Source organism: Mycobacterium sp. E2699 (assembly GCF_001666745.1).
In the GTDB taxonomy this organism is placed as follows: Bacteria; Actinomycetota; Actinomycetes; order Mycobacteriales; family Mycobacteriaceae; genus Mycobacterium.
The window spans coordinates 156,288-180,198 of sequence record NZ_LZJH01000033.1; the positions used below are offsets into that span (position 1 = coordinate 156,288).

Below are 23,911 nucleotides of genomic sequence, written 5' to 3' on the forward strand. Positions count from 1 at the left end.
ACCAATGGTCATAGCCGAATTCAGTCGGCGTCGACGAGCCGCCGCGCCAGCCGGTCGGTGAACTCGGCGGCCTGCGCGGGGCTGTCCAGCGCGTACCGCGCGGCGGTGGCGCGGTCACCGTCCTCGGTGTGCCGCACCAGGATCGGGACGCCGTCGTCGCTGATCGCGTCGAACGCGTCCTCATCGGTGATGTCGTCGCCGAGATAGACCGGCACCAGCGAGCCGGAATCGGGCAGGTGCCCGATCACCCACCGCAGGGTCTTGCCCTTGTCCCAGTCCATGTCGGGGCGCAGCTCGATGACCTCGCGGCCGGTGGTGACCCGAAGCGCGTCGCGCCGGCCCGCCGCGCGCACCGCCGCGGCCACCTCGCCGACGCGGTCCCTGGCGGCGTTGCGGTAGTGTACCGCCACGCCAAAACGCTTGTGCTCGATCACAATTCCGGGAATCGAGCCCAGCCGGTCACGCAGTTCGGCGGCCGCCTGTTCCAGCACGGGGATGGCCGCGGCCGCGTCCTCGTTCTGGTGGTGCGTGCCGTCCGGCGCGGTCAGCTCGAAGCCGTGGCTGCCGGCGTACCAGATGCCCGGCACGCCGAGGCGCTTCGTCACGTCGGCGAGATCGCGGCCGGACAGCACCGCTACCGGACATTGCGCGGCCAGCTTCTGCAGCGACTCGACGGCCCCGGCGACGGGCCGGGCGGCGTCGGGATCGTTGACGATGTCCGACAGTGTGCCGTCGAAGTCGTAGAAGACCGCAGGGCTGCGGTCGGCCAGTGCGTCCAAGGCTTCTCGCGCGTCGGGCAGCCGGGACATCCGCCGATCCCCGGTGCGCACAGTGATCTCACCCGGGTCGGTGACCACCGCGTCGGCGCCGGCGCCCCGCAGTGCGTCCGGGTCCCCGACACCGATGACCAGGGCGTACCCCGCATCGCGCGCGGCCCGAACGACGTCCGGGTCGCCGGTCACGACGGCGCATCTGCCCGGCCGGACCGCCCCCGCGTCGGCGCCCCACGAGTTGACGCCGACGCCGGCGTCGCGCAGTCGCCCGGCCAGGCCCGGGGCATCGCTCAGCGCGGCGTCGAACAGCACCGCGTCGAGGCGGCGCGGGTCGATGGTGACCGGCATGCCCCCAACCTTCTCACGGCGCCGCGCCCCGCCGGGGCCGGGTCAGTAACGCGCCGACGGGTGCGCTCGTGGCGCCTGGCTCGGGTGCCTCGTGGCCGCGCGCCTGCGCCGGTGCTCCCTGCCGAACAGCAACACGGAGTCTCCGCTGAGCGCCACCATCCGCGCCATGCCCAGTTCGATGCCGGCGGCCAATTCCTTGACGTCGGCCGCGGCGTCGTATTCGGCGGTGATCCCGAACACCACGTCGTCGCCGTAGCTGAGCACCGCGACCCCCGTGCTCAGCCGCGTGGCGGTCGGGGGGATCGGCAGCAGCCGCTCCATCGTCTGGCCCATCAACCGGAGCTGGTGGCGTGGCCCGGGCGTGTGGGTGCCCAGCGTCACGAGGCCGGCGTGTGGCAGCCGGGCCAGCACCTGTAATACGTTGCTGCGCAACAACCCCGGCAGGCAGTTGAGCGCGGACTCCACGATGCCGGGCTGGGGCTGCTGTGCCTTCCACCTCTTGTGCACCGTGCGCAACTGCTGGACGGGATCCTCGTGTTCGACGGGCAGATACGGCAGCATGGGCGAGCGGACCGTCCGCCCGAACAGTGGCACCAGGGTGCGCAACGAGTCCGCGCGCGGCTCCTCGCCGCGCCGCAGCAAGACCCGCCGGAAGCCCTCGGTGATGGCCGCCAGCGCAACGTCGTTGACGGTCACACCGAATTTGCGGCACACCTTGTCGACGTCGGCGGCGGGGACTCGCACCGTGCCGTAGCGCCGCATGACCGGGTGGACGGGCAGGCGTTCCGTCGGCCACATCGCCCCGACCAGCGTGCCGGCGACGGTGGCCGCCCGGCCCAGGACGTCGGCCCAGCCTCGTTGCGGACCCGACGAAACTTGTTGGGCTCCGACATTGTTGGTGAAGGCGTCACCGCCGGCGTCGTCGCAGAGCCTGGCGAGCAGGTGGGCGGCCGAGTTGCCGTCGGCGACGTCGTGGTGGGTCTTCATCAGGATCGCCCACCGGTTGCCCGTCAGGCCCTCGATGACCCAGCATTCCCACGGCGGGCGGTTCAGGTCGAGGGGACGCTCCAGGGCGAAGGCGATGGCCTGGGACAGCTGGGTGTCGTCGCCCGGGCGCGGAATCGCCACCCGGCGCAGATGACGGGCGACGTCGAATTCCGGACAGTCGATCCACTCGAAATTCTGCGCCCGCAGCAACTGTGTGCAACGCGGTATCGAGCGAAGGCGTTCCGCCAGAAGGTCTTTCAGTAGCGTGCAATCGGGGACGGGGCCGTCGACGACGGCGACCGCGCCGATCGCCAGGCTGGCGTGCTGTTCGGGATCCTGAGCCTTGAGGTAAGCCGTGTCCAGTGTCTTCGCTTGCGCCATGCCCAGTCCCCGCCGTCGTTTTGCCCTGGTACCAGTATCTGTGCGGCGGGTTCGGGGCGGTAGGCCGGCAGCGTTAAGAACGTGTTTAGAGCGGTTTAACAGATGTTCGCATTCGAACATATATTCGAGTAGGCTCGGGACCGTGGGCTGGTTCAACGGGCCGCCGAGCTGGGCGGAGATGGAGCGGGTGCTCGACGGCAAGCCGCGCCACGCCGGCGCGCCGGCGGAACCCACCGAGGACGCCCCGCTGTCGCGCAAACGCGGGACCTACCGGCCGCCGGGCGACACCGGGGCGGTCCGCTCGTCGGTCCCGTATACCGAGTTGCACGCGCATTCGGCGTTCAGCTTCCTCGACGGCGCCAGCACTCCCGAGGAGATGGTCGAGGAGGCGTCCCGGCTGGGCCTGCGCGCCCTGGCGCTCACCGACCACGACGGCCTGTACGGGGCGGTGCGGTTCGCCGAAGCCGCCGCCGAACTCGACCTGAGCACCGTGTTCGGCGCCGAGCTGTCGCTGGGGCCGGGCGCGCGCACCGAGACGCCGGATCCCCCCGGCCCGCACCTGCTGGTGCTGGCCCGCGGCCCGGAAGGCTACCGGCGGCTGTCGCGACAACTGGCCGCGGCGCACCTGGCCGGCGGGGAGAAGGGCAAGCCGCGCTACGACCTCGACGCGCTGACCGAGGCCGCCGGCGGGCACTGGCACATCCTGACCGGGTGCCGCAAAGGCCATGTGCGCCAGGCGCTGTCGCAAGGCCCGGACGCCGCGGAGCGGGCGCTGGCCGACCTGGTGGACCGGTTCGGGGCGCACCGGGTCAGCGTCGAGCTGACCCGGCACGGCCACCCGCTCGACGACGAACGCAACGCGGCGCTGGCCGGCCTCGCGCCGCGCTTCGGCGTCGGGGTGGTCGCCACCACCGGGGCGCATTTCGCCCACCCGTCGCGCGGCCGGCTGGCCATGGCGATGGGCGCGATCCGGGCCCGGCAGTCCCTGGACTCCGCCGCGGGGTGGCTGGCCCCGCTGGGCGGTGAGCACCTGCGCTCCGGCGAGGAGATGGCCCGGCTGTTCGGTGAGCGGCCCGACGCGGTGCGCGCGGCCGCCGAGCTCGGCGAGCAGTGCGCGTTCGGGCTGGCGCTCATCGCGCCGCGGCTGCCGCCGTTCGACGTGCCCGCCGGGCACACCGAGGACAGCTGGCTGCGGCAGTTGACGATGGCCGGGGCGCGCGACCGCTACGGGCTCCCCGAATCAGCGCCCCGCGCCTACGCCCAGATCGAACACGAGCTGAAAGTCATTGCGCACCTGACATTTCCGGGCTACTTCCTGGTGGTGCACGACATCGCCCGGTTCTGCCGGGAAAACAACATCCTGTGCCAGGGCAGGGGATCGGCGGCCAATTCCGCGGTCTGCTACGCCCTGGGCGTCACCGCCGTGGACCCGGTGGCCAACGAGCTGCTGTTCGAGCGCTTCCTGTCGCCGGCCCGCGACGGGCCGCCCGACATCGACATGGACATCGAATCCGACCAGCGCGAAAAGGTCATCCAGTACGTCTACGAAAAGTACGGCCGCGACTACGCCGCCCAGGTCGCCAACGTCATCACCTATCGGGGAAAGATCGCGGTGCGCGACATGGCCCGCGCCCTGGGCTTCTCGCAGGGGCAGCAGGACGCGTGGAGCAAGCAGATCAGCCACTGGAACGGGCTCGCGGACTCACCGGATATCGACGACATCCCGCCGCAGGTGATCGAGCTGGCCAACCAGATCCGGAACCTGCCGCGGCACATGGGCATTCACTCCGGCGGCATGGTGATCTGCGACCGCCCGATCGCCGACGTCTGCCCGGTGGAGTGGGCGCGCATGGAGAACCGCAGCGTGCTGCAATGGGACAAGGACGACTGCGCGGCAATCGGTTTGGTGAAATTCGACCTGCTCGGGCTGGGCATGCTCAGCGCGCTGCACTACGCCATCGACCTGGTGGCCGAACACAAGGGCATCGAGGTGGATCTGGCCCGCCTCGACCTCTCCGAACCGGCGGTGTACGAGATGCTGGCCCGCGCCGATTCCGTCGGCGTGTTCCAGGTCGAGTCGCGCGCACAGATGGCCACCCTGCCGCGGCTGCGGCCGCGGATCTTCTACGACCTGGTGGTGGAGGTCGCGCTGATCCGCCCCGGTCCCATTCAGGGCGGGTCGGTGCACCCCTACATCCGGCGGCGCAACGGCGTCGACCCGGTAACCTACGACCACCCGTCCATGGAATCCGCGCTGCGAAAGACGCTGGGGGTGCCGCTGTTTCAGGAGCAGCTGATGCAGCTCGCGGTCGACTGCGCGGGCTTTTCGGCCGCCGAGGCCGACCAGTTGCGCCGCGCCATGGGCTCCAAGCGCTCGACCGAACGGATGCGACGGCTGCGCGGCCGGTTCTACGACGGCATGCGCGCGCTGCACGGCGCCCCCGACGAGGTGATCGACCGGACCTACGAAAAGCTGGAAGCCTTCGCCAATTTCGGCTTCCCGGAAAGCCACGCGCTGAGCTTTGCGTCGCTGGTGTTCTATTCGTCGTGGTTCAAGCTGCACCACCCGGCGGCGTTCTGCGCGGCGCTGCTGCGCGCTCAGCCGATGGGCTTCTATTCGCCGCAGTCGCTGGTGGCCGACGCGCGCCGGCACGGCGTGACGGTGCACGGCCCGGACCTCAACGCCAGCCTGGCGCACGCCACACTCGAGAACGCGGGCACCGAGGTGCGGCTCGGTCTGGGCGCCGTCCGCCACATCGGCGACGACCTGGCCGAGCGGCTGGTCGAGGAGCGAAAGGCCAACGGCCCCTTCGCTTCCCTGCTGGACCTGACCACCCGGCTGCAGCTGTCCGTGCCGCAGACCGAGGCGCTGGCCACGGCCGGGGCGCTGGGCTGCTTTTCCATGTCCCGGCGCGAGGGGCTGTGGGCGGCCGGGGCGGCCGCCACCCAGCGCCCGGACCGGCTGCCCGGGGTGGGGGCCCACGGTGCTGATGGGTCGCACATCCCGGCGCTGCCGGGGATGAGCGAGCTGGAGCTGGCCGCCGCCGACGTGTGGGCCACCGGCATCTCCCCGGACAGCTACCCGACGCAGTTCCTGCGGGACGACCTGGACGCGCTGGGCGTGGTGCCCGCCGAGGCGCTGCTGGACGTGCCCGACGGCGACCGGGTGCTGATCGCCGGTGCAGTGACACACCGGCAGCGGCCCGGGACGGCCCAGGGGGTGACGTTTCTCAACCTGGAGGACGAGACCGGGATGGTCAACGTCCTCTGCACGCCCGGGGTGTGGGCGCGGCACCGCAAGCTGGCCAATACCGCGCCGGCGCTACTGGTGCGCGGCCAGGTGCAAAACGCCAGCGGCGCGGTCACCGTCGTGGCCGAGCGGCTGGGCCGCATCAGCCTGGCGGTCGGCTCGAAGTCGCGCGACTTCCGCTGACGCCCTTCGCCGAGCAAGATCGCTAGGCCGGCGTGGTCCACACCTTGGTCGGGGTGATCGCCAACCGGGTGCTGAAGGCGTCCATCGAGATCCCCTCGGCCGACTCCAGCTCCTTGGCGAGCTCGCCGTACTTCGCCCAGTAGGGTTCGTCATCCGCGCAATTCACCCCGGTCGCGTCGACGGTCGCGGTCCCACCGACGACGATGATGCCGCCGCCGTTACCGTCCGAATCCAGGTTCAGGCTCACCTGCGGGTGCGCCTTGATGTGGGCGACCTTGGCGGCCTGCGGCATCGAGTACACCGTCAGCCTGGCGCCAGGGACGCCTGAGTAGTAGAACCAGACCAGCCGGGGAACCGGTTGTCCCGATTTGGCGACGGTGGTCAGCCACCCGAAGTTGTCCGACTTGAGCCTGCTGGAAACCTCTTGCGTCAGTTCGACTGTCATGCCGCCAACGGTAGTCTCCACGCATGACCCTCAACTTGTCCGTCGACGAAGTCCTGACCACCACCCGCTCGGTTCGCAAGCGCCTCGACTTCGACAAGCCGGTGGGCCGCGACGTGCTGATGGAATGCCTCGACCTGGCGCTGCAGGCGCCCACCGGTTCCAACTCGCAGGGCTGGCAATGGGTGTTCGTCGAGGACGCCGACAAGAAGAAGGCGCTCGGCGACATCTACCTGGCCAACGCCCGCGGCTACCTCAGCGCGCCCGGCGCCCGATACGCCGAGGGCGACACCCGCGGCGAGCGCATGGGCAAGGTCCGGGACTCCGCGACGTATCTCGCCGAGCACATGCACGAGGCGCCGGTGCTGATGATCCCGTGCATCGAGGGCCGCGAGGACAAGACGCCGCTGGGCGGCGTGTCGTTCTGGGCGTCGCTGTTCCCGGCGGTCTGGAGCTTCTGCCTGGCGCTGCGCTCGCGGGGCCTGGGCTCCTGCTGGACGACGCTGCACCTGCTGCGCGACGGCGAGAAGCAGGCGGCCGACGTGCTCGGCATCCCCTACGAGCAATACAGCCAGGGCGGGCTGTTCCCGATCGCCTACACCAAGGGCACCGACTTCCGCCCGGCCAAGCGGCTGCCCGCCGAGCAGCTCACGCACTGGAACAGCTGGTAGGTCAGGTCGTCAGAGGCCACACCTCGACGACCCCGTGCGCGACGGCGCAGGGGGTTCGGCTGACGCGCTCGATCGCCGCACCGAGATCGTCGGCCTCGAACACGGCGAACCCGGCGACCGGCAGGGCCGATCGCAGATACGGCCCGGGTTCGGTCCGCACGCCGGAGCTGTCCGGATTGCGCACCGCGACCGGATCGCCGGCGATGCCGATCAGCGCCCCGGCCGCGCGCAATTCGTCGTCGCGCCCGTGCGCGGCCTTCTTGCACTCGTCGCTGACCCGGTCGTACCCGGCCGCGTCCCCGTATCCGATCGTGATGAAGGTAGCCATATCGATGCTGACCGGCGCGGCGCCGGAAAGTAACCGCGGCTAAACCGCCCCGGCGTAGCCGTGCTGGCGCCACGCCTCGTAAACGGCGATCGCGGCCGCGTTCGACAGGTTCAGCGAGCGCCGGCCCGCCAGCATCGGGATGCGCACCTGCGCGGTGATGTGCGCGTCGGCCAGGGTCGCCTCGTCCAGCCCGTCGGGTTCGGGCCCGAACATCAGCACGTCACCGGCCTGGTAGTCGACGTCGGCGAACGACGTCGACGCGTGCGCGGTGAACGCGAGCACGCGCGCGGGCGTCAGCGCCGCCCAGGCGGCCGGCAGCGACGGGTGCACGGTGACCGACGCGAGGTCGTGATAGTCCAGGCCAGCCCGCCGCAGCTTCGGTTCGGACAGGTCGAAGCCCAGCGGCTCGACCAGATGCAGTTCGGCGCCGGTGGCGGCCGCCGTCCGAATGGCGTTGCCGGTGTTGGGCGCGATGCGCGGAGTGTGGAACAGCAGCCGGAACATCTGCCGATCATGACAAAGCCAATTTGTTTGCCAGACTTGCGTCCCGGCGCACCGGCCTACCTTGGAGGGCTCTGCGTACTCAGTAGGAACTGTGGAGACCTGGGCCGCGGGCTGGCATACTCGTCGGATTGCCAGGCGTTTATCGCTGGCGCCGACTGCGTGGGGTAGGCGGATTAAAGCAGGAAGTCTCATGAGTCTCTCGTTTCACCGAGCGCTGACGATCGGCGCAGCGGCCGGGCGTGCGGCCGCAAGCACGTGACCATGTTCGCCCGCCCGGCCCACGCGGCCGAGGCGGCCACACCAGGATTCGATGAAGGTCCCGTCGCCGCCGCGCCGCCGGCCAAACGCCCGCCGGCCTGGTCGCTCTCCAACTGGCCCGTCGGCTACAAGGTGCTGGCAATCGTGCTGGTACCGCTGATATTGGCGACGGCTTTCGGCGGGATGCGCATCAAGGACGCGATGGCCGGCGCGGGCGGCCTCAAGCTGGCCGCCGCCCGCGCCGACGTGCTGCCGGCGATCACCAAGTACATGTCGGCATTGGACACCGCGCTGCTGGCCAACTCGACCGGGCGCGACGTCGACGGCGCCAAGAAGAACTACGACGCGCGCAGGCACGAGCTGCAGCAGCGACTGGCGGACACCGACGTCACCCCCGACGTCCGCTCCGGGGTGAGCACCCTGCTGAACGGCGGGCAGGGGCTGCTGGACAAGGTGGCCGACAACAGCATCGGTTTGCGGGACCGGGTGACCACCTACGCCCCGATCCTGCTGACGGCGGAGGACGTCGTCAACGCGTCGGTGCGCGTCGGCAACGAGCGGATCCGCGCCGAGGCGCAGGGCCTGAGCCGGGCCGTCGGCGCCCGCGGGCAGATGACGATGCAGGAGATCCTGGTGACCCGGGGCTCCGACCTGCCCGAGCCCCAGCTGCGCACCTCGATGATGACCCTGGCCGGCACCGAACCGTCGACGCTGTTCGGCATGAGCGAGGTGCTGGGCGCCGGGTCGCCGGAGGCGAAGACGCTGCAGCAGCAGATGGTGACCCGGATGGCGATCATGTCGGATCCGGCCAGCGCGCTCGTCGACAACCCCGATCTGCTGCGCTCGATCCAGACCACCGACGGGATCGCCGAACAGGTCGTCACCGACGCCACCGCGTCGGTCACCAAGTCGGTGCAGGCCGAGGCCGCCGATCGGCGCAACTCCGCGATCCGCGACACCGTGCTGGTGCTGGCCGCCATCGTGATCGCACTGCTGGTGGTGCTGCTGGTGGCGCGCGCGCTGGTGCGGCCGCTGCGCGTGCTGCGCGACGGCGCGCTCAAGGTCGCCCACCAGGACCTCGAGGACGAGGTGGCCCGGGTCAGGGCCGGCGGCGCCGAACCCATCCCGCAGCCGCTGCCGGTGTACACCACCGAGGAGATCGGCCAGGTCGCCCACGCCGTCGACGAGCTGCACACACAGGCCCTACTGCTGGCGGGCGACGAGGCGCGACTGCGCCTGCTGGTCAACGACATGTTCGAGACCATGTCGCGGCGCAACCGTTCGCTGGTCGACCAGCAGCTCACGCTGATCGACCGGCTGGAGCGCAACGAGGAGGATCCCGAACGCCTGGACAGCCTGTTCCGGCTGGACCACCTGGCGGCGCGCCTGCGCCGCAACAGCGCCAACCTGCTGGTGCTGGCGGGCGCGCAGCTCGCCCGCGACCAGCGTGAGCCGGTGCCGCTGTCGACGGTCATCAACGCCGCGGTGTCCGAGGTGGAGGACTACCGGCGGGTCGAGCTCAGCGCGCTGCCCGACTGCCTGCTGATCGGCGCGGCGGCGGGCGCCGCCATCCACCTGTTCGCCGAGCTGATCGACAACGCCCTGCGCTACTCGCCGCCGACGACAACCGTCCGGGTCTCGGCGGCCGGCGGCGGCAACGGGCTCAGCGGCGGCGTCATGCTTCGGATCTCCGACTCCGGCCTGGGCATGAACGACGCCGACAGGCGCATCGCCAACATGCGGCTGCAGGCCGGCGGCGACGTGACCCCCGAGAATGCCCGCCACATGGGCCTGTTCGTGGTCGGCCGGATCGCCGCCCGGCACGGTATCCGGGTGGGGCTGCGGGGCCCGGCGGCCGACGAGGCGGGCACCGGCACGACCGCCGAGATCTACCTGCCGCCCACCCTGCTCGCGGGTTCCGACCGGGCCGTCGAACCGCGGGGACGGGCGGGGGCGGTCACCTCGCCGAGCACCAAACTCGCCAACGCCATCGCGACGACGGACCCTGGCGGCGGGCACGAGCAGCCGGCGAACCAGAACGGCGCCGAGCCGTCGGGGCCGTCTGTCACCTTGCTGCCCCGCCGCAACCCGGGGTCCAGCGGCATCACGGAAGTTCCCGAGGTCCCCGCCCCGCCCGCCGAGCTGCCGCGCCGCCACCGGCGCGAGCTCGCCACTCCCTGGTGGGAGGGCGGCCGGCAGGCCGAGCCGGCGCAGGAGCCGGAGCCGGAGCCGCCCGCGCAACCCGCGGCCGCGTCGGACACGTCGGCGTTCTTCGCCGCGCGGTCCCAGAACGCCCCGAGCGCCCCGGAAGCCCCCGCCACGCCCGCGGCCGGACCGCGCCCGACCATTCCGGAAGTGCCGAAGGCGCCCGAGGCCCCGGCCGCCCCGGCCGATGATGACGTCATCTACCGTCGGATGTTGTCGGAGATGCTGGGCGACCCGCACGACCTGGTGAACAGCCCCGACCTGGATTGGCAGTCGGTATGGGACCGCGGCTGGTCGCTGGCCGCGGCGGCCGAGGAAAAGCCCGTCGAGGCGCAGACCGAGCACGGGCTGCCGGTCCGCACACCGGGCGCCCGGCTGGTGCCCGGCACGGCCACCGGGGCGAGCGGTCCCGAAGGCGACCAGCCGGACGAGGGATCGCTGGTCGGGCCCAACGGCGTGGCCGGTCGGCGGCAGCCGCAGCACGCGGCCACGGCGCGGGACCCCGAGGCGGTGCGGGCCTCGTTCAGCAGCCATTTCGGTGGCGTGCGCACGGGACGGTCGCACGCCCGCGAGACGAGTGAAGGATCTGATCAGGAATGACGTCTGCCGGCAATTCGCTGGACTGGCTGGTGACGAAGTTCGCCCGCGAGGTTCCCGGGGTGGCGCACGCGTTGCTGGTGTCCGTCGACGGGTTGCCGGTCGCCGCCAGCGAGCACCTGCCGCGGGAGCGGGCGGATCAGCTGGCCGCGGTCGCCTCCGGGCTGGCCAGCCTCGCGACCGGCGCCGCGCAGCTGTTCGACGGCGGCCAGGTGCTGCAGTCGGTGGTCGAGATGGCCAACGGCTACCTGCTGCTGATGCGGGTCGGCGACGGCTCGCACCTGGCCACGCTGGCAGTGACGTCCTGCGACATCGGCCAGATCGGGTACGAGATGGCGATCCTCGTCGAACGGGTGGGCGGGGTGGTGCAGTCCACTCGCCGGTCCGAGCAGCAGCAGCGAGATCGCTCGGCTTCTCCTCGGGCCGCTGCGCGGCCCGCATCGTCGCCAAGCCTGTGAGCCTGTGAGCCGCGATGGACAGACGCGAATCCTGGTCGGCCTCCCGTGAGGCGAACCTGGTCCGTCCGTACACGCTGACGTCGGGCCGGACCGACACCGACGTCGACCTTCCGCTGGAAGCGCCGATACAGGCGTTGCAGGCCGGCCTGGCTCACCGGTGGCCGTCCAACGACCCGAGAGGCAAGATCATCCGACTGTGCGTCGACAGCCCGTCGGTCGCGGAAATCTCGGCGCGGCTGGATATTCCGGTCGGCGTCGCGCGCGTCCTGGTCGGCGATCTGGTGCTGTCCGGCTACCTTCGGGTGCAGAGGACGCTGACCGAGCGTTCCACCAGGGACGAGCGCTACGAATTGATAGGGAGGACACTGCGTGGCCTTAAAGCACTCTGACCCGGTCCGCCGGGGGGCCCACGCCTCGACGAAGATCGTCGTCGCGGGCGGGTTCGGTGTCGGCAAGACCACGTTCGTCGGGGCCGTCTCTGAGATCATGCCGCTGCGCACCGAGGCGATGCTCACCGACGCGTCGACCGGCGTCGACGCGCTGGAGGCCACCCCGGACAAGAGGACCACCACCGTCGCGATGGACTTCGGCCGGATCACCCTGGACGAGGAGCTGGTGCTCTACCTGTTCGGGACCCCGGGTCAGCGCCGGTTCTGGTTCATGTGGGACGACTTGGTGCGCGGCGCGATCGGCGCGATCGTCCTGGTCGACTGCCGGCGGCTGCAGGACAGCTTCGCCGCCGTCGACTTCTTCGAGCACCGCAACCTGCCGTTTTTGATCGCGGTCAACGAGTTCGACGGCGCGCCGCGGTATCCCGTCGAGGCGGTGCGCGAGGCGCTGGCGCTGCCCCGGCACATCCCGGTGATCACGGTCGACGCCCGGGACCGCCGGTCGGCCAGGGACGCGCTCATCGCCGTCAGCGAGTACGCCCTGGAAACCCTCGCCGCGAGCTGATTCCGCGTTGCAGCACTGGGTCGATCGCGAGTTCGCCGGCACGGACTTTCGCGACGAGGACCTCAGCCGGCTGCGCACCGAGCGGGTGGTGTTCAGCGACTGCGACTTCGGCGGCGTCAACCTGGCCGAGTCGCGCCACAGCGGGTCGGCGTTTCGCAACTGCACGTTCGAGCGAACCCTGCTGTGGCACAGCTCGTTTGCGCAGTGCAGCATGCTGGGCTCGGTCTTCGTGCAGTGCCGGATGCGCCCGATGGCGTTTGACGAGGTGGATTTCACCCTCGCGGTGCTCGGCGGCAACGACCTGCGCGGGCTCGACCTGAGCGGGTGCCGGCTGCGGGAGGCCAGCCTGGTGGAGGCCGACCTGCGCAAGGCCGTGCTGCGCGGTGCCGACCTGTCCGGCGTGCGCACGACGGGCGCCCGGCTCGACGACGCCGACCTGCGCGGCGCCATCGTGGACCCCTCGGTGTGGCGCACCGCGTCGCTGGCGGGTGCGCGCGTCGACGTCGGCCAGGCGATGGCCTTCGCGCTGGCGCACGGGCTGCGTTTCGACGCGACGGATTAGCGCTTGAGTCGGATGCGCCAGCGCACGATGGCGGCGTAGATCGCCGACAGCGCGGCGAGCATCCCCATGTCGAGCAGCCACGCGCCGGGCGTGTGCGCCCAATGGCTGTCCTGCTGCACCAGCGAGCCCGGCACCAGCAACCGCACATTGACCGTCGAGGCCGACGCCGCGTACCCCCAACGCGACGGCATCAGCCAGGACAGCTGGTCGAGGAAGATCCGGCCGGTCACGGGGACCATGCCGCCGGCGAGCACCAGCTGCAGCATGAGCGACACCACCAGCAGCGGCATGATCTGTTCGCTGGAGCGTGCCAGCGACGACAGCACCAACCCAAGTACCGCGGAGGCCACGCACATCGCGGCGATGGTCACGAACAGCTCGAGGCTAGGGTTACCGAGCAGTACCGCCGGCTGCGTCGGCGCCCCCTTGCCCACCAGCACGATGCCCGTCACGATGGCCGCCTGCACGATCGCGAACGCGCAGAACACCGTCAGCTTCGCGGCGAGGTAGGCGGTCGTCGACAGGCCCACCGCCTGTTCGCGCCGGAAGATGGCGCGCTCGCCGATCAGGTCGCGGATCGTCAGCGCGGTGCCCATGAAGACGGCGGCGACCGACGTCAGGGTCAGGATCTGAGCCGATTCGTCGGGCGTCCCGCTGGTCGGTGAGGCGATGCCGAACCCGGTGTTGCCCGGGACGGTCAGCGACAACGCGCCGAGGACGAACGGCAGCAAGGCCAGGAACACGAAGTAGGCGCGGTCGGAGACCACCAGCCGGACCTGGCGCCGGGCGACGGTGGAGAACTGGTGACGCACGCTGGTGCGCGCCGGGGCGCCGAGGTCGGCCGGCGCCGACTCCACCGGTGGCGGCGGTTTGTTCTGCGCCAGAAAGCGGCGGTTCGCCTCGTCGGGGTCGGCGCCCACCTTCGCGAAAATCTGGGCCCAGTTGGTGGTGCCCATGGCGCCGCCGATCTGGTCCGGCGGCCCCAGGTAGGCGGTCTTGCCGCCGGGCGCCATCAGCAGCACCTGGTCGCAGACGTCAAGGTAGGTCAGCGAATGGGTGACCACGAGCACCACGCGGCCGGCGTCGGCGAGCTGGCGCAGCATCGTCATCACCTGCAGGTCCAGCGCCGGGTCCAGCCCCGACGTGGGCTCGTCCAGGATCAGCAGCGACGGCCCGGTCAGCAGCTCGAGGGCCACCGACGCGCGCTTGCGCTGGCCGCCGGACAGCTTGTCGACGCGGGTGTCGGCGTGCTTGGTCAGCCCCAGCTCGTCGAGCACCTGGGCGACGACCTGTGCGCGGTCGGCCTTGCTGGTGTCCGGGGGCAGCCGCAGCTCGGCGGCGTAGCCCAGCGCCTGGTTGACGGTCAGCTGCCGGTGCACGACGTCGTCCTGGGGCACCATGCCGATCCGGGTGCGCAGCGAACCGTACTGGGTGTGGATGTTGTGGCCCTCGAAGGTGACCGAGCCCGACGTCGGGGTGGCGTATCCGGCGATCAGCCGCGACAGCGTGGTCTTGCCGGCGCCCGACCCGCCGATGATCGCGGTCAGGGTGCCGGGCCTGGCGGTCAGCGACACCCGCTCCAGCAGGTTCTTGTCGCCGATGCCGAAGTTGACCTCGCGCACCTCCAGCCCGCCCGTCCGCGCCGCCACCTCCTGGCGGCGGACCAGCATGCCGCGGGTGAACACCAGGTCGACGTTGCCGATCGTGACGACGTCGCCCTCGGCGAGCACGGCGGAGCCGACCCTGATCCCGTTGACGAAGGTGCCGTTGATGCTGTGCGCGTCGCGGATCTCGGTGCCGACCGCCGTGGCGGTCAGGAACGCGTGGTGGCGCGACGCCAGCACGTCGTGGATGACGATGTCGTTGTCGAGCGAGCGCCCGATCCAGTCGGCGCTGCCGGCGCGTGGCGTCGCATCGGGTTCCAGGGCCTTGACCCTGGTGGTGGGGAACTCGGCGATCTCGCCGCTCACCCCGATCTCGGTGGGCGGGTTCTCCTCCCGGGCGGCCGCGGCGGGCCGGACGATCGGCATGGCGGTGGTCCGCGGCGTTTCGTCGCCCGGGGGAGGGGGCGGCGGGGTCGGCGGTCGCCGGACGGGCGGGGGTCGCTGGGCCGCGGGCGGTGGGCGCACCGGCAGCGGGCCGCTGGGCGCCACGATCGTCGGGATCGTCTCCGTCGGGGGCAGCAGCCCGACGGTGCCCTGGTGCTGCCCGACGTGGAACGTGATCCGCGGCCCGTCGGGCTTGCCGATATTGACACTCTGGCCGTCCTGGATGTCGACCGCAGGCACCCGCCGGCCGTCGAGGAAGACCCCGTTCAGCGAATGGTTGTCGAGGGCGACCCAGCGGCCCTTGTCGAAGCGCAGCAGCAGGTGCGCCCGGGCGATCAGCGGGTGCGCCACGCGCAGGTCGGCGCGCACGTCGCTGCCGACGACCACGTCGCGACCGGGCGCGAAGTTACCCTCCGAGCGTTGAGATCGCACCGTCAGCACCGGCTGCGCGGGCTGAGTCATCGACGTGTCAGTCGTTTCCTTGACTTGGCGGCGGCCAGGGTCGGCACGTGCCGCTTGAGCCGGATCTTCCACCACACGATGGCGCTGTAGGCGACGCACAACGCCAGGAGCATCCCGATGTCGAACAGCCAGGCGCTCGCCTTGTGGTCGAAGTGCTGGTCCTTCGGGTCGGTCGGGCCGACCACCAGACGGTGGGTGTCGATCGTCGACGCCGCCGAGGCGTAGCCCCACCGGGCCGGCGTCAGCCAGGACAACTGGTCGAGCACGGGCCGGTTGGTCACCCAGATCAACCCGCCGCAGAACACCAGCTGCGACATGATGGCGACCACCAGCAGCGGCATGATCTGGTCCTGGGATTTGGCGATCGCCGACAGGGCCATCCCGAGCAGCGCCGAGGCCACGCACGTCAGCGCGACGTCGACGAACAGCTCGAAGCTGACGTTGCCCAGCATCACGGCTTTGGCGATCGGCTGGCCCCAGCCGATCACCGAGATCACGGTCGCGATGCCCGCCTGCATGACCGCGAACGCGCTGAACACGACAATCTTGGCGGCCAGGTACGAGACGGTCGACAGGCCGACGGCCTGCTCGCGTTTGAAGATCGGGCGCTCGCCGACGAGGTCGCGGATGGTCAGGGCGGTGCCCATGAACACTGCGCCTACGGTGAGCATGACCAGGATCTGGTCTGGCTGGTTGGGCGAGTTGCTCATCGGGTCCCCCATGCCGTACCCGGTCTTGCCGCGCACGGTCAGGGTGAGCACGCCGATGAGGAACGGCAGCAGTGCCAGGAACACCGTGTAGCCGCGGTCGGAGATGACCAGGCGCACCTGGCGGCGCGCGACCGTGGAGAACTGGCGCAGCACGTCGGTGTGCACCGGTTCGCCCAAGTCGGCCGGGCTGGACTCGGACGGGGCCGGCATCTCCGGCGGCCGGTTCTCTGCCAGGAAGCGGCGGTTGGCCTCGTCGGGGTCGGCGCCCACCTTGGCGAAGATGTCGGCCCAGTTGGTGGTGCCCATGGCCGCGCCGATCTGGCTGGGCGGCCCCAGGAACGCGGTCTTGCCGCCCGGCGCCACCAGCAGCAGCTGATCGCAGACGTCCAGGTAGGCCACCGAGTGGGTGACGACGAGCACCACGCGGCCCGCGTCGGCGAGCTGGCGCAGCATCATCATCACCTGGCGGTCCAGCGCCGGGTCCAGGCCGGTGGTCGGCTCGTCGAGGATCAGCAGCGACGGCCCGGTGAGCAGTTCGAGCGCCACCGAGGCGCGTTTGCGCTGGCCGCCCGAGAGCTTGTCGACGCGGGTGTCGGCGTGCTTGGTCAGCTCCAGCTCCTCGAGCACCTGGGCAACGACCTGCTCACGGTCGGCCTTGCTGGTGTCGGGGGGCAGTCGCAGCTCGGCGGCGTAGCCCAGCGCCTGGCTGACGGTCAGCTGCCGGTGCACGACGTCGTCCTGCGGGACCATCCCGATCCTGCTGCGCATGGAGGCGTATTCGGCGTGGATGTTGTGGCCCTCGAAGGTCACCGAGCCGGAGGTGGGGCTGGTGTAGCCGGCGATCAGCCGCGACAGCGTGGTCTTGCCGGCGCCCGACCCGCCGATGATGGCGGTCAGCGTGCCGGGGCGGGCGGTCAGCGAGATGTGGTCGAGCAGTTGCTTGCCGTGGTCGACCTCGAAGCAGACGGCGTTGACCTCCAGGCCCCCGGTGCGGGTCGCGGCCTCGGTGCGACGGACGAGGTTGTCGCGGGTGAAGACCAGGTCGACGTTGCCGATGGTGACCACGTCGCCCTCGGTCAGCACCGCCGAGCCGACCCGGACGCCGTTGACGAAGGTCCCGTTGACGCTGTGCGCGTCGCGGATCTCGGTGCCCAGCGGGGTCTGGGTCAGGAACGCGTGGTGGCGCGAAGCCAGCACGTCCTGGATGACGATGTCGTTGTCGGTGGCGCGGCCGATCGTCACCGCTCCGCTCGGCTTCGGCATCGCACCGGACCGTCCCGGCATCAGCGCCTGGAACATCTTGGTCGCCAGGTTGGCGACCTCGGGCGGCTTGGTGAGGTTGGCCGACATCTCGGTCTCCGGCGCCGCCTGCGACGTCATCTGCGGGTGCGGCTGGAAATTCGGCGGCGGCGGCGCGCTGGTCGGATAAGCGGGTGGCCGGCCGCTGACCGGGTACACCGGTTGCCCCGGCGGCGGCGGGCCCGGATGCGGGCGCCGCGTCCCGTGCTGCGCCCAGATCGGGACCCGACCCGGGCCGGGTACCCCGGGCGGGGGAGCGGGCGGGGCGGCGACGGGAGGGCCCGGCTGACCGGACGGCTGCGCGGCCGGCCATGCGGTGCCCGCGTGCGCGGCGACGGGGATGCCCATCGATTCGGTGCGGGGCGGGCGCCCGGCCATCCCCAGGTGGCGCCCCACCTCGAAGGTCAGCTGCGGCCCGTCGGGATTGCCGATGTTGATGCTCTGGCCGTCGTGGATGTCCACCACCGGCACGCGGCGACCGTTGACGAAAGTCCCGTTGAGCGAGCCGTTGTCGATCGCCAGCCATCGTCCCTGGTCGAAGCGCAGCAGCAGATGGGCGCGCGAGATCAGCGGGTGCGTGATGCGCATGTCGGCCCGCAGATCGCGCCCGACCACCACGTCGTGGCCCGGCGCGAATGTGCGCTCCGACCCGTCATGGCGAACGGTCAGCGCTGGCGGGGCGGGTGCACTCATTGCCACAACTCTAGCGGGTGCACCTGTTTTCACCCTGTGGGCAGATTCACCGAGTCCGGGGCGCCGGTGACCACGCAGCGGGTACGGGTATAGATCGTCGGCATGCACCGATTGCAGTGCGTGCACGCCGAATGCACGCTGCGCGCAGCGCCGTCGGCGGCGATCCGATTGATCAGGTCCGGCTCGGCCAGCAGCGCCCGGCCCATCGCGACGAAGTCGAATCCCTCCGCCATCGCCAGGTCCATCGTTTCCCGGTTGGTGATGCCGCCGAGCAGGATCAGCGGCATGGTCAGCTCGGCGCGGAACAGCTTGGCGTCACGCAGCAGGTAGGCCTCGCGGTACGGGTACTCGCGGAGGAACTTCTTGCCCGTCATCCGCATGCCCCAGTTCAGCGGCGGCTTGAACGCGCCGGCGAACTCCTTGAGCGGCGCGTCGCCGCGGAACAGGTACATCGGGTTGACCAGCGAGCTGCCGGCGGTGAGTTCGATCGCGTCCAGCCCGCCGTCGTCCTGCAGCCACTTGGCGGTGGTCAGCGACTCCTCGGTGCTGATGCCGCCGCGCACCCCGTCGGCCATGTTGAGCTTGGCGGTGACCGCGATCGGCGTGCCCTCCTTCTCCACGGCGCGCCGCACGGCCATGACGATCCCGCGGGCGACCTTGGCGCGGTTCTCCAGCGATCCGCCGAACTCGTCGGTGCGGCGGTTGATCAGCGGAGACAGGAAGGCGCTCGCCAGATAGTTGTGGCCCAAATGGATTTCGACGGCATCGAAGCCGGCCTCGATCGCGAGCCGGACCGCGTTGGCGTGTCCTTCGATGACGTCGTCGATGTCGTCGCGGGTGGCCTTCTTCGCGAAGCGCATCCCGATCGGGTTGAAGAACCGTACCGGCGCCAGGGCGGTGGCCTTGTTGGACTTGGCGTTGGCGACCGGACCGGCGTGGCCGATCTGCGCGCTCACCGCCGCGCCCTCGGCGTGGATCGCGTCGGTGAGCCGGCGGAACCCGGGCACCGCCTCCGGGCGCATCCAGATCCCGTTGCCCTCGGTGCGGCCGCCGGGGGAGACGGCGCAGTAGGCGACGGTCGTCATGCCGACCCCGCCGGCGGCCGGCAGCCGGTGGTATTCGATCAGGTCATCGCTCACCAGCGCGTTGGGCGTGCGCGCCTCGAAGGTGGCGGACTTGATCGTGCGGTTGCGGAGCGTGATGGGGCCCAGCTTGGCCGGGGAGAACACGTCTGGAGGGGTAGACATGCGAGGAGCTTAATGGGGATCGTGAGCGCTGCGGAATGGCGATCGCGAGCGCGGCGGAATGGCGATCGCGAGCGCGGCGTAATGGCGATCGCGAGCGCGGCGGAGCCGGGCGAAGCGGGTCGCCATCATCGGGCGGAGCCGGGCGAAGCGGGTCGCCATCATCGGGCGGAGCCGGGCGAAGCGGGTCGCCATCATCGGGCACAGCACTGCGGCGTGCCAGACTGTCAGGCGTGGGCGCAATCACGCTGGACGGCAAGGCCACCCGGGACGAGATCTTCGTCGACCTCAAACAACGCGTGGCCGCGCTGACGGCATCGGGCCGCACGCCCGGGCTGGGCACCATCCTGGTCGGCGACGACCCTGGGTCGCAGGCCTACGTCCGCGGCAAGCACGCGGACTGCGCCAAGGTCGGCATCACGTCGATCCGCCGCGACCTGCCCGCCGACATCAGCACCGCCCAGCTCAACGAGACCATCGACGAGCTCAACGCCAACCCGGAGTGCACCGGTTACATCGTGCAGTTGCCGTTGCCGAAGCACCTGGACGAGAACTCGGCGCTCGAACGCGTCGACCCCGCCAAGGACGCCGACGGCCTGCACCCGACCAACCTCGGCCGCCTGGTGCTGTCCACCCCCGCGCCGCTGCCGTGCACCGCGCGCGGCATCGTGCACCTGCTGCGGCGCTACGACGTCGAGATCGCGGGGGCGCACGTGGTCATCATCGGCCGCGGCGTGACGGTCGGCCGCCCGCTGGGGCTGCTGATGACCCGGCGCTCGGAGAACGCCACGGTGACGTTGTGCCACACCGGAACTCGCGACCTGCCGACGCTGACCAGGCAGGCCGACATCATCGTGGCCGCCGTCGGCGTGCCGCACCTGCTGACCGCCGACATGGTGCGCCCGGGCGCCGCGGTCGTCGACGTGGGCGTGAGCCGCACGGACAACGGCCTCGTCGGCGATGTGCACCCGGATGTCTGGGAGGTGGCCGGCCACGTGTCACCGAACCCCGGGGGCGTCGGCCCGCTCACGCGCGCGTTCCTGCTCACCAACGTCGTCGAATTGGCCGAGGGACGGCAATAAGACGTGCGGGCGACCCTGCGGGCCCAGTGGCCGATCCTGTCGGTCGGGCTGATCTTCGCCGCCGCATTTGTCTTGGCGGGGGCCAACTTCTGGCGTCGCGGTGCCTTGCTGATCGGCATCGGGGTGGGCGTGGCGGCGATCCTGCGGTTGGTGCTGTCCGAGGACCGGGCCGGCCTGTTGGTCGTCCGCGGCAAGGGCACCGACTTCGTGACCACCGCGACGGTCGCCGCGGCGATGGTCTATATCGCCTCGACCATCGACCCGCTGGGGACGCGTTAGCGGCGATCGCAAGCGCGCGTAGTCGGGCGCGGCGGGTCGCCGCCATCGGGCGAGCGGCGATCGCAAGCGCGGCGTAGTCGGGCGCGGCGGGTCGCCGCCATCGGACTCAGGCGCCGGGCATTCCGGGGATTTGACGAATGCCGGGGATGCCGCCGGCAAGCCCGGGCAGGCCTCCGGGAATTCCGGCGGCCGGGTTGCCGCTGGCGATGTTGGCCATCTCCTGCGGGCAGTACATCTGAATCGCGATCGTGGTGAACATCTTGGCCATCCCCGGTGACAGGCCGCGATTGCTGACGCTCGCCGCGGCGGCGGCGAAGTTCCCGCCCGGCTGGGCGAGCATCGGGCAGATGGACTCGCCCACCTTCATCGCGTTGCCCGGCTCGCCGAAGTCGATGCCGGCGTGGTTGAGCGCGTCGATGAAGGCGTCATCGGTGCCGGCGTCGGCCTCGGCCGGCGCCGCGAACGCCGCGGCCACCGTGAGGAGGCCGGCGGCGCCGGCCAGCAGCCGAATGGTCAGGGGCTGGTGACGAAACAGCCAGATCCACCGCTGAGTTCCCGCCAGTGCCTTCATGCCAGCCTCCCCACATGTCGCGGAGTCCACTGATTGCACTCCAGTCACGCTAGGAACTCTGATCTATGACTGTCACGTTTACAACACGGTGCGATAAAGCTTTGCACAATAAGCGTTTCGTAAGGCGGCGGCGCGCCTCACGTCGCTTATTGGCCCTCGGCACGATGGCGCCGCGCCCGGCCGATCGAGGCCACACTGTGACCTGACACTCGCGGCGGTGCTCGGATTTTCGGGTGCCGATTGGACCAGAATCCGGCTCATGACGACGAATCGCAGCCGTCCGCTGGACCATGAGATCTCGCGCCAGACCTTCTTACGCGGCGCCGTCGGGATGCTGGCGACCGGAGCGGTGTTCGGCGCCGCACGGGCGGCCGCCGACCCCGCGGCCGGCTGGGGCGGCCTGGCCTCCGCCATCGGAGGCAGCGTCGCGCTGCCCGCCAACGGCTCCCAATTCTCTTCGGGGAAACAGGTTTTCAATTCGTTCTACAACAACTCCAATCCCGCGGCAGTCGTCACGGTGTCGTCGCAGTCGGATGTGCAGAAGGCGGTCTCGTTCGCGACGGCGAACGGGCTCAAGATCGCCCCGCGCGGCGGTGGGCATTCCTACATCGGTGCGTCGAGCGCCAACGGCACGATGGTGATCGACCTGCGCAAGCTTCCCGGCGGGGTGAACGTCGACGGCGGCGGTAACGCCACGGTCAGCCCGGCGACCACCGTGTACGCGGCGCATCAGGCATTGGCAGGCGCCGGGCGCGCGATCCCCACCGCCACCTACCCCAGCATCGGGATCGCGGGCCTGGCCCTCGGCGGCGGAGTGGGCGCCGATTGCCGCCACGCGGGCCTGACCTGTGATGCGCTGCAGTCGGCCACGGTGGTGCTGCCAAGCGGCGATGTGGTCACGGCGTCCGCCAACGACCATCCCGATCTGTTCTGGGCGTTGCGCGGCGGTGGCGGCGGCAATTTCGGGGTGACGACGTCGATGACCTTCGCCACGTTCCCCACCGCCGACAACGACGTCGTCCGGCTCGACTTCCCGCCATCGTCGGCGGTGCAGGTGCTCGTCGGCTGGCAGTCCTGGCTCAGCGCGGCGGACCGAAACACTTGGGGCATAGTCGATCTCTCGGTCGGCAACCAGCCGAACTGCCACGTGCTGGCGACCTGCCCGGCGGGCGCCGGTTCCGGCGTCGTCAGCGCGATCAAATCCGCGGTCGGCGTGGCCCCGACCGCGGTTGTCAACAAGACGCTCAGCCACATGGACCTGGTGACGTACCTGGCCGGCGGCAGCTCGACGGGTTCGCCCGTCGGATTCGTCGCGGGCTCCGACGTGCTCTCGACGTTGAATTCGGCTGCGGCCAAGGCGATTGCGACGGTGATCGGGCAGTGGCCGGCCTCCGGCGGCAAGGCGTCGGTGCTCGTCGACCCGCTGGACGGCGCCGTCGGCGACGTGGCACCGGGGGACACCGCCTTCCCGTGGCGCAAGCAGTCCGCGCTGTTGCAGTGGTACGTCGAGCCCGCCGCCAACCAGGTGTCCGCAGCCACGCAGTGGCTGAGCTCCGCCCATCAAGCGGTGCAACAGTATTCGGTCGGTGGCTACGTCAACTACCTGGAGGCCAACAGCTCGGCGTCGCGCTACTTCGGCTCGAACCTGGCGCAGCTGACGACGGTGCGGCAGAAGTACGATCCGAACCGGGTGATGTACTCGGGGTTGAACTTCTGATGGCAGCACCCGGTGAGCTTGCGCGCGTCCGCTATCTCGTCGACGACGTGCGGGCGGCCGTCGACTTCTACACGACCCACCTGGGTTTCAGCGTCGACCTCGACGCAGCGCCCGCCTTCGCCGCCGTAGTCCGCGGACCGCTGCAACTGCTGCTGTCCGGACCCAAGAGCTCCGCGGGGCGACCGATGCCCGACGGCGCGACGCCGGAACCCGGTGGCTGGAACCGCATACAGCTTGTCGTCGACGACATCTCCGCCGAAGTCGAGCGGCTGCGGGCGACCGGCGTGATTTTCCGCAACGACATCATCAGCGGCCCGGGCGGACAGCAGGTCCTGCCCGCTGGCAACTTTGTGGAGCTGTTCCGGCCCACGTCGCGCGCCGACACCCGCTGACGAAATAACTTGGGCCACTTTGGTTTCAGTGGTCACAACGCGACGGTTTTTGTCGGTGGGTGTTCGTAGGGTTTGGGGTATGGGTGCGAGCAGTCGTGAGGAGATCGTCGAGGTCTTTCGCGCGCTCGATGCGGCCGTGGACCGGTTGTGCGAGTTGTCCTTTGACGTGTTCACCACCCCGGAACGACTGCGGGCCCTCGAGCGCCTGGAATGCGTGGCGCGCCGGCTGCGCGCCCCCGAGCACGCGTTGATCAACCAACTCGAAGCGCAGGCCGGCAAGGCAGAGCTGGGTGGGACGCTGCGCTCGGCGCTGGCCGACCGGTTGCGCATCACCAAGGCCGAGGCCGCCCGGCGTATCGATGAGGCCGAGGATTTGGGTGAGCGTCGGGCGCTGACCGGTGAGCCGCTGGCCCCGCAATTGAGCGCGACCGCGTCCGGCCAACGTGAGGGGTTGATCGGTGACGGGCACATCAAGGTGATCCGCGGCTTTTTCGCCCACCTGCCCGCCGAGGT

General features: G+C 70.7%; 21 protein-coding genes. 12 read left to right on the forward strand and 9 right to left on the reverse strand.

Features of this window, described 5'->3' with window-relative positions; all coding sequences use genetic code 11:
- Positions 1-20: 20 nt before the first annotated feature.
- Positions 21-1,121 (reverse strand): trehalose-phosphatase, encoded by a 1,101-nt coding sequence (gene otsB, locus A5696_RS03980; RefSeq protein WP_067873720.1) that lies wholly within the window; start codon positions 1,119-1,121, stop codon positions 21-23.
- 42 nt (positions 1,122-1,163) lie between these two features.
- Positions 1,164-2,489, reverse strand: a complete 1,326-nt coding sequence (locus tag A5696_RS03985; protein ID WP_082956434.1) for a wax ester/triacylglycerol synthase domain-containing protein — start codon at positions 2,487-2,489, stop codon at positions 1,164-1,166.
- Between the two features lie 142 nt (positions 2,490-2,631).
- Here A5696_RS03985 and A5696_RS03990 point away from each other — a divergent pair, with 142 nt between their 5' ends.
- Positions 2,632-5,922, forward strand: coding sequence for an error-prone DNA polymerase (locus A5696_RS03990; RefSeq protein WP_067873723.1), 3,291 nt, complete (start codon positions 2,632-2,634; stop codon positions 5,920-5,922).
- Positions 5,923-5,944: 22 nt separating this feature from the next.
- Here A5696_RS03990 and A5696_RS03995 read toward each other — a convergent pair whose 3' ends face one another.
- Complete coding sequence (locus A5696_RS03995) at positions 5,945-6,367, reverse strand: TIGR03667 family PPOX class F420-dependent oxidoreductase (RefSeq protein ID WP_067873727.1); 423 nt, start codon at positions 6,365-6,367, stop codon at positions 5,945-5,947.
- 23 nt (positions 6,368-6,390) lie between these two features.
- Here A5696_RS03995 and A5696_RS04000 point away from each other — a divergent pair, with 23 nt between their 5' ends.
- Complete coding sequence (locus A5696_RS04000) at positions 6,391-7,035, forward strand: nitroreductase family protein (protein WP_067873730.1); 645 nt, start codon at positions 6,391-6,393, stop codon at positions 7,033-7,035.
- Between the two features lies 1 nt (position 7,036).
- On the opposite strand, the gene A5696_RS04005 is transcribed toward A5696_RS04000, so the two are convergent.
- Both A5696_RS04005 and A5696_RS04010 read right to left on the reverse strand, forming a co-directional pair.
- Positions 7,037-7,363 (reverse strand): YciI family protein, encoded by a 327-nt coding sequence (locus A5696_RS04005; RefSeq protein ID WP_067873733.1) that lies wholly within the window; start codon positions 7,361-7,363, stop codon positions 7,037-7,039.
- A gap of 39 nt (positions 7,364-7,402) precedes the next feature.
- Positions 7,403-7,867: a tRNA (cytidine(34)-2'-O)-methyltransferase gene (locus A5696_RS04010; RefSeq protein WP_067873736.1), complete on the reverse strand. Its 465-nt coding sequence runs from the start codon at positions 7,865-7,867 to the stop codon at positions 7,403-7,405.
- Positions 7,868-8,122: 255 nt separating this feature from the next.
- On the opposite strand from A5696_RS04010, the gene A5696_RS04015 reads away from it, so the two are divergent.
- From A5696_RS04015 to A5696_RS04035, 5 genes are read left to right on the forward strand one after another with little or no spacing between them, the layout of a single operon-like run.
- Entirely contained in the window at positions 8,123-10,930 is a 2,808-nt protein-coding gene (locus A5696_RS04015; RefSeq protein WP_369803283.1) for a sensor histidine kinase, read from the forward strand.
- Positions 10,927-11,385, forward strand: coding sequence for a roadblock/LC7 domain-containing protein (locus A5696_RS04020; protein WP_067873740.1), 459 nt, complete (start codon positions 10,927-10,929; stop codon positions 11,383-11,385). The genes A5696_RS04015 and A5696_RS04020 overlap by 4 nt, the downstream gene beginning before the upstream one ends.
- Before the next feature lie 14 nt (positions 11,386-11,399).
- Entirely contained in the window at positions 11,400-11,774 is a 375-nt protein-coding gene (locus tag A5696_RS04025; protein ID WP_067873837.1) for a DUF742 domain-containing protein, read from the forward strand.
- The gene (locus A5696_RS04030) at positions 11,755-12,339 is read left to right on the forward strand and encodes an ATP/GTP-binding protein (RefSeq protein WP_067873743.1); all 585 of its coding nucleotides are present in this window, start codon (positions 11,755-11,757) and stop codon (positions 12,337-12,339) included. The genes A5696_RS04025 and A5696_RS04030 overlap by 20 nt, the downstream gene beginning before the upstream one ends.
- Before the next feature lie 7 nt (positions 12,340-12,346).
- Positions 12,347-12,901 carry a pentapeptide repeat-containing protein gene (locus A5696_RS04035; RefSeq protein WP_067873746.1) on the forward strand — a complete coding sequence of 185 codons (555 nt, stop codon included), beginning with the start codon at positions 12,347-12,349 and terminating at the stop codon, positions 12,899-12,901.
- Here A5696_RS04035 and A5696_RS04040 read toward each other — a convergent pair.
- Genes A5696_RS04040 through A5696_RS04050 form a run of 3 tightly spaced genes read right to left on the reverse strand, consistent with a single transcriptional unit; the run spans position 12,898 to position 19,360 of the window.
- Entirely contained in the window at positions 12,898-15,411 is a 2,514-nt protein-coding gene (locus tag A5696_RS04040; protein ID WP_067873749.1) for an ATP-binding cassette domain-containing protein, read from the reverse strand. The genes A5696_RS04035 and A5696_RS04040 overlap by 4 nt on opposite strands.
- Complete coding sequence (locus A5696_RS04045; RefSeq protein ID WP_067873763.1) at positions 15,408-18,113, reverse strand: FHA domain-containing protein; 2,706 nt, start codon at positions 18,111-18,113, stop codon at positions 15,408-15,410. Before A5696_RS04045 ends, A5696_RS04040 begins: the two co-directional genes overlap by 4 nt.
- A 29-nt stretch (positions 18,114-18,142) precedes the next feature.
- Positions 18,143-19,360: an NADH:flavin oxidoreductase gene (locus tag A5696_RS04050; protein WP_067873766.1), complete on the reverse strand. Its 1,218-nt coding sequence runs from the start codon at positions 19,358-19,360 to the stop codon at positions 18,143-18,145.
- Between the two features lie 230 nt (positions 19,361-19,590).
- Between A5696_RS04050 and A5696_RS04060 the strand changes: the two genes are divergently transcribed.
- Together A5696_RS04060 and A5696_RS04065 are read left to right on the forward strand one after the other, a co-directional pair.
- Positions 19,591-20,439 (forward strand): bifunctional methylenetetrahydrofolate dehydrogenase/methenyltetrahydrofolate cyclohydrolase, encoded by an 849-nt coding sequence (locus tag A5696_RS04060; protein ID WP_067873773.1) that lies wholly within the window; start codon positions 19,591-19,593, stop codon positions 20,437-20,439.
- Between the two features lie 3 nt (positions 20,440-20,442).
- Positions 20,443-20,718 carry a DUF3017 domain-containing protein gene (locus A5696_RS04065; RefSeq protein WP_067873776.1) on the forward strand — a complete coding sequence of 92 codons (276 nt, stop codon included), beginning with the start codon at positions 20,443-20,445 and terminating at the stop codon, positions 20,716-20,718.
- 106 nt (positions 20,719-20,824) lie between these two features.
- Here A5696_RS04065 and A5696_RS04070 read toward each other — a convergent pair whose 3' ends face one another.
- The gene (locus tag A5696_RS04070) at positions 20,825-21,289 is read right to left on the reverse strand and encodes a DUF732 domain-containing protein (RefSeq protein ID WP_067873780.1); all 465 of its coding nucleotides are present in this window, start codon (positions 21,287-21,289) and stop codon (positions 20,825-20,827) included.
- 283 nt (positions 21,290-21,572) lie between these two features.
- On the opposite strand from A5696_RS04070, the gene A5696_RS04075 reads away from it, so the two are divergent.
- The 3 genes from A5696_RS04075 to A5696_RS04085 form a co-directional block, all read left to right on the forward strand.
- The gene (locus tag A5696_RS04075; protein WP_197516885.1) at positions 21,573-23,006 is read left to right on the forward strand and encodes an FAD-binding oxidoreductase; all 1,434 of its coding nucleotides are present in this window, start codon (positions 21,573-21,575) and stop codon (positions 23,004-23,006) included.
- A complete protein-coding gene (locus A5696_RS04080; protein ID WP_067873783.1) occupies positions 23,006-23,398 on the forward strand; it encodes a VOC family protein in 393 nt (130 codons plus the stop codon). Before A5696_RS04075 ends, A5696_RS04080 begins: the two co-directional genes overlap by 1 nt.
- Positions 23,399-23,477: 79 nt before the next feature.
- Positions 23,478-23,911, forward strand: a 434-nt coding sequence (locus tag A5696_RS04085) for a DUF222 domain-containing protein (RefSeq protein WP_156738236.1), incomplete at its 3' end; no start/stop codon positions are given.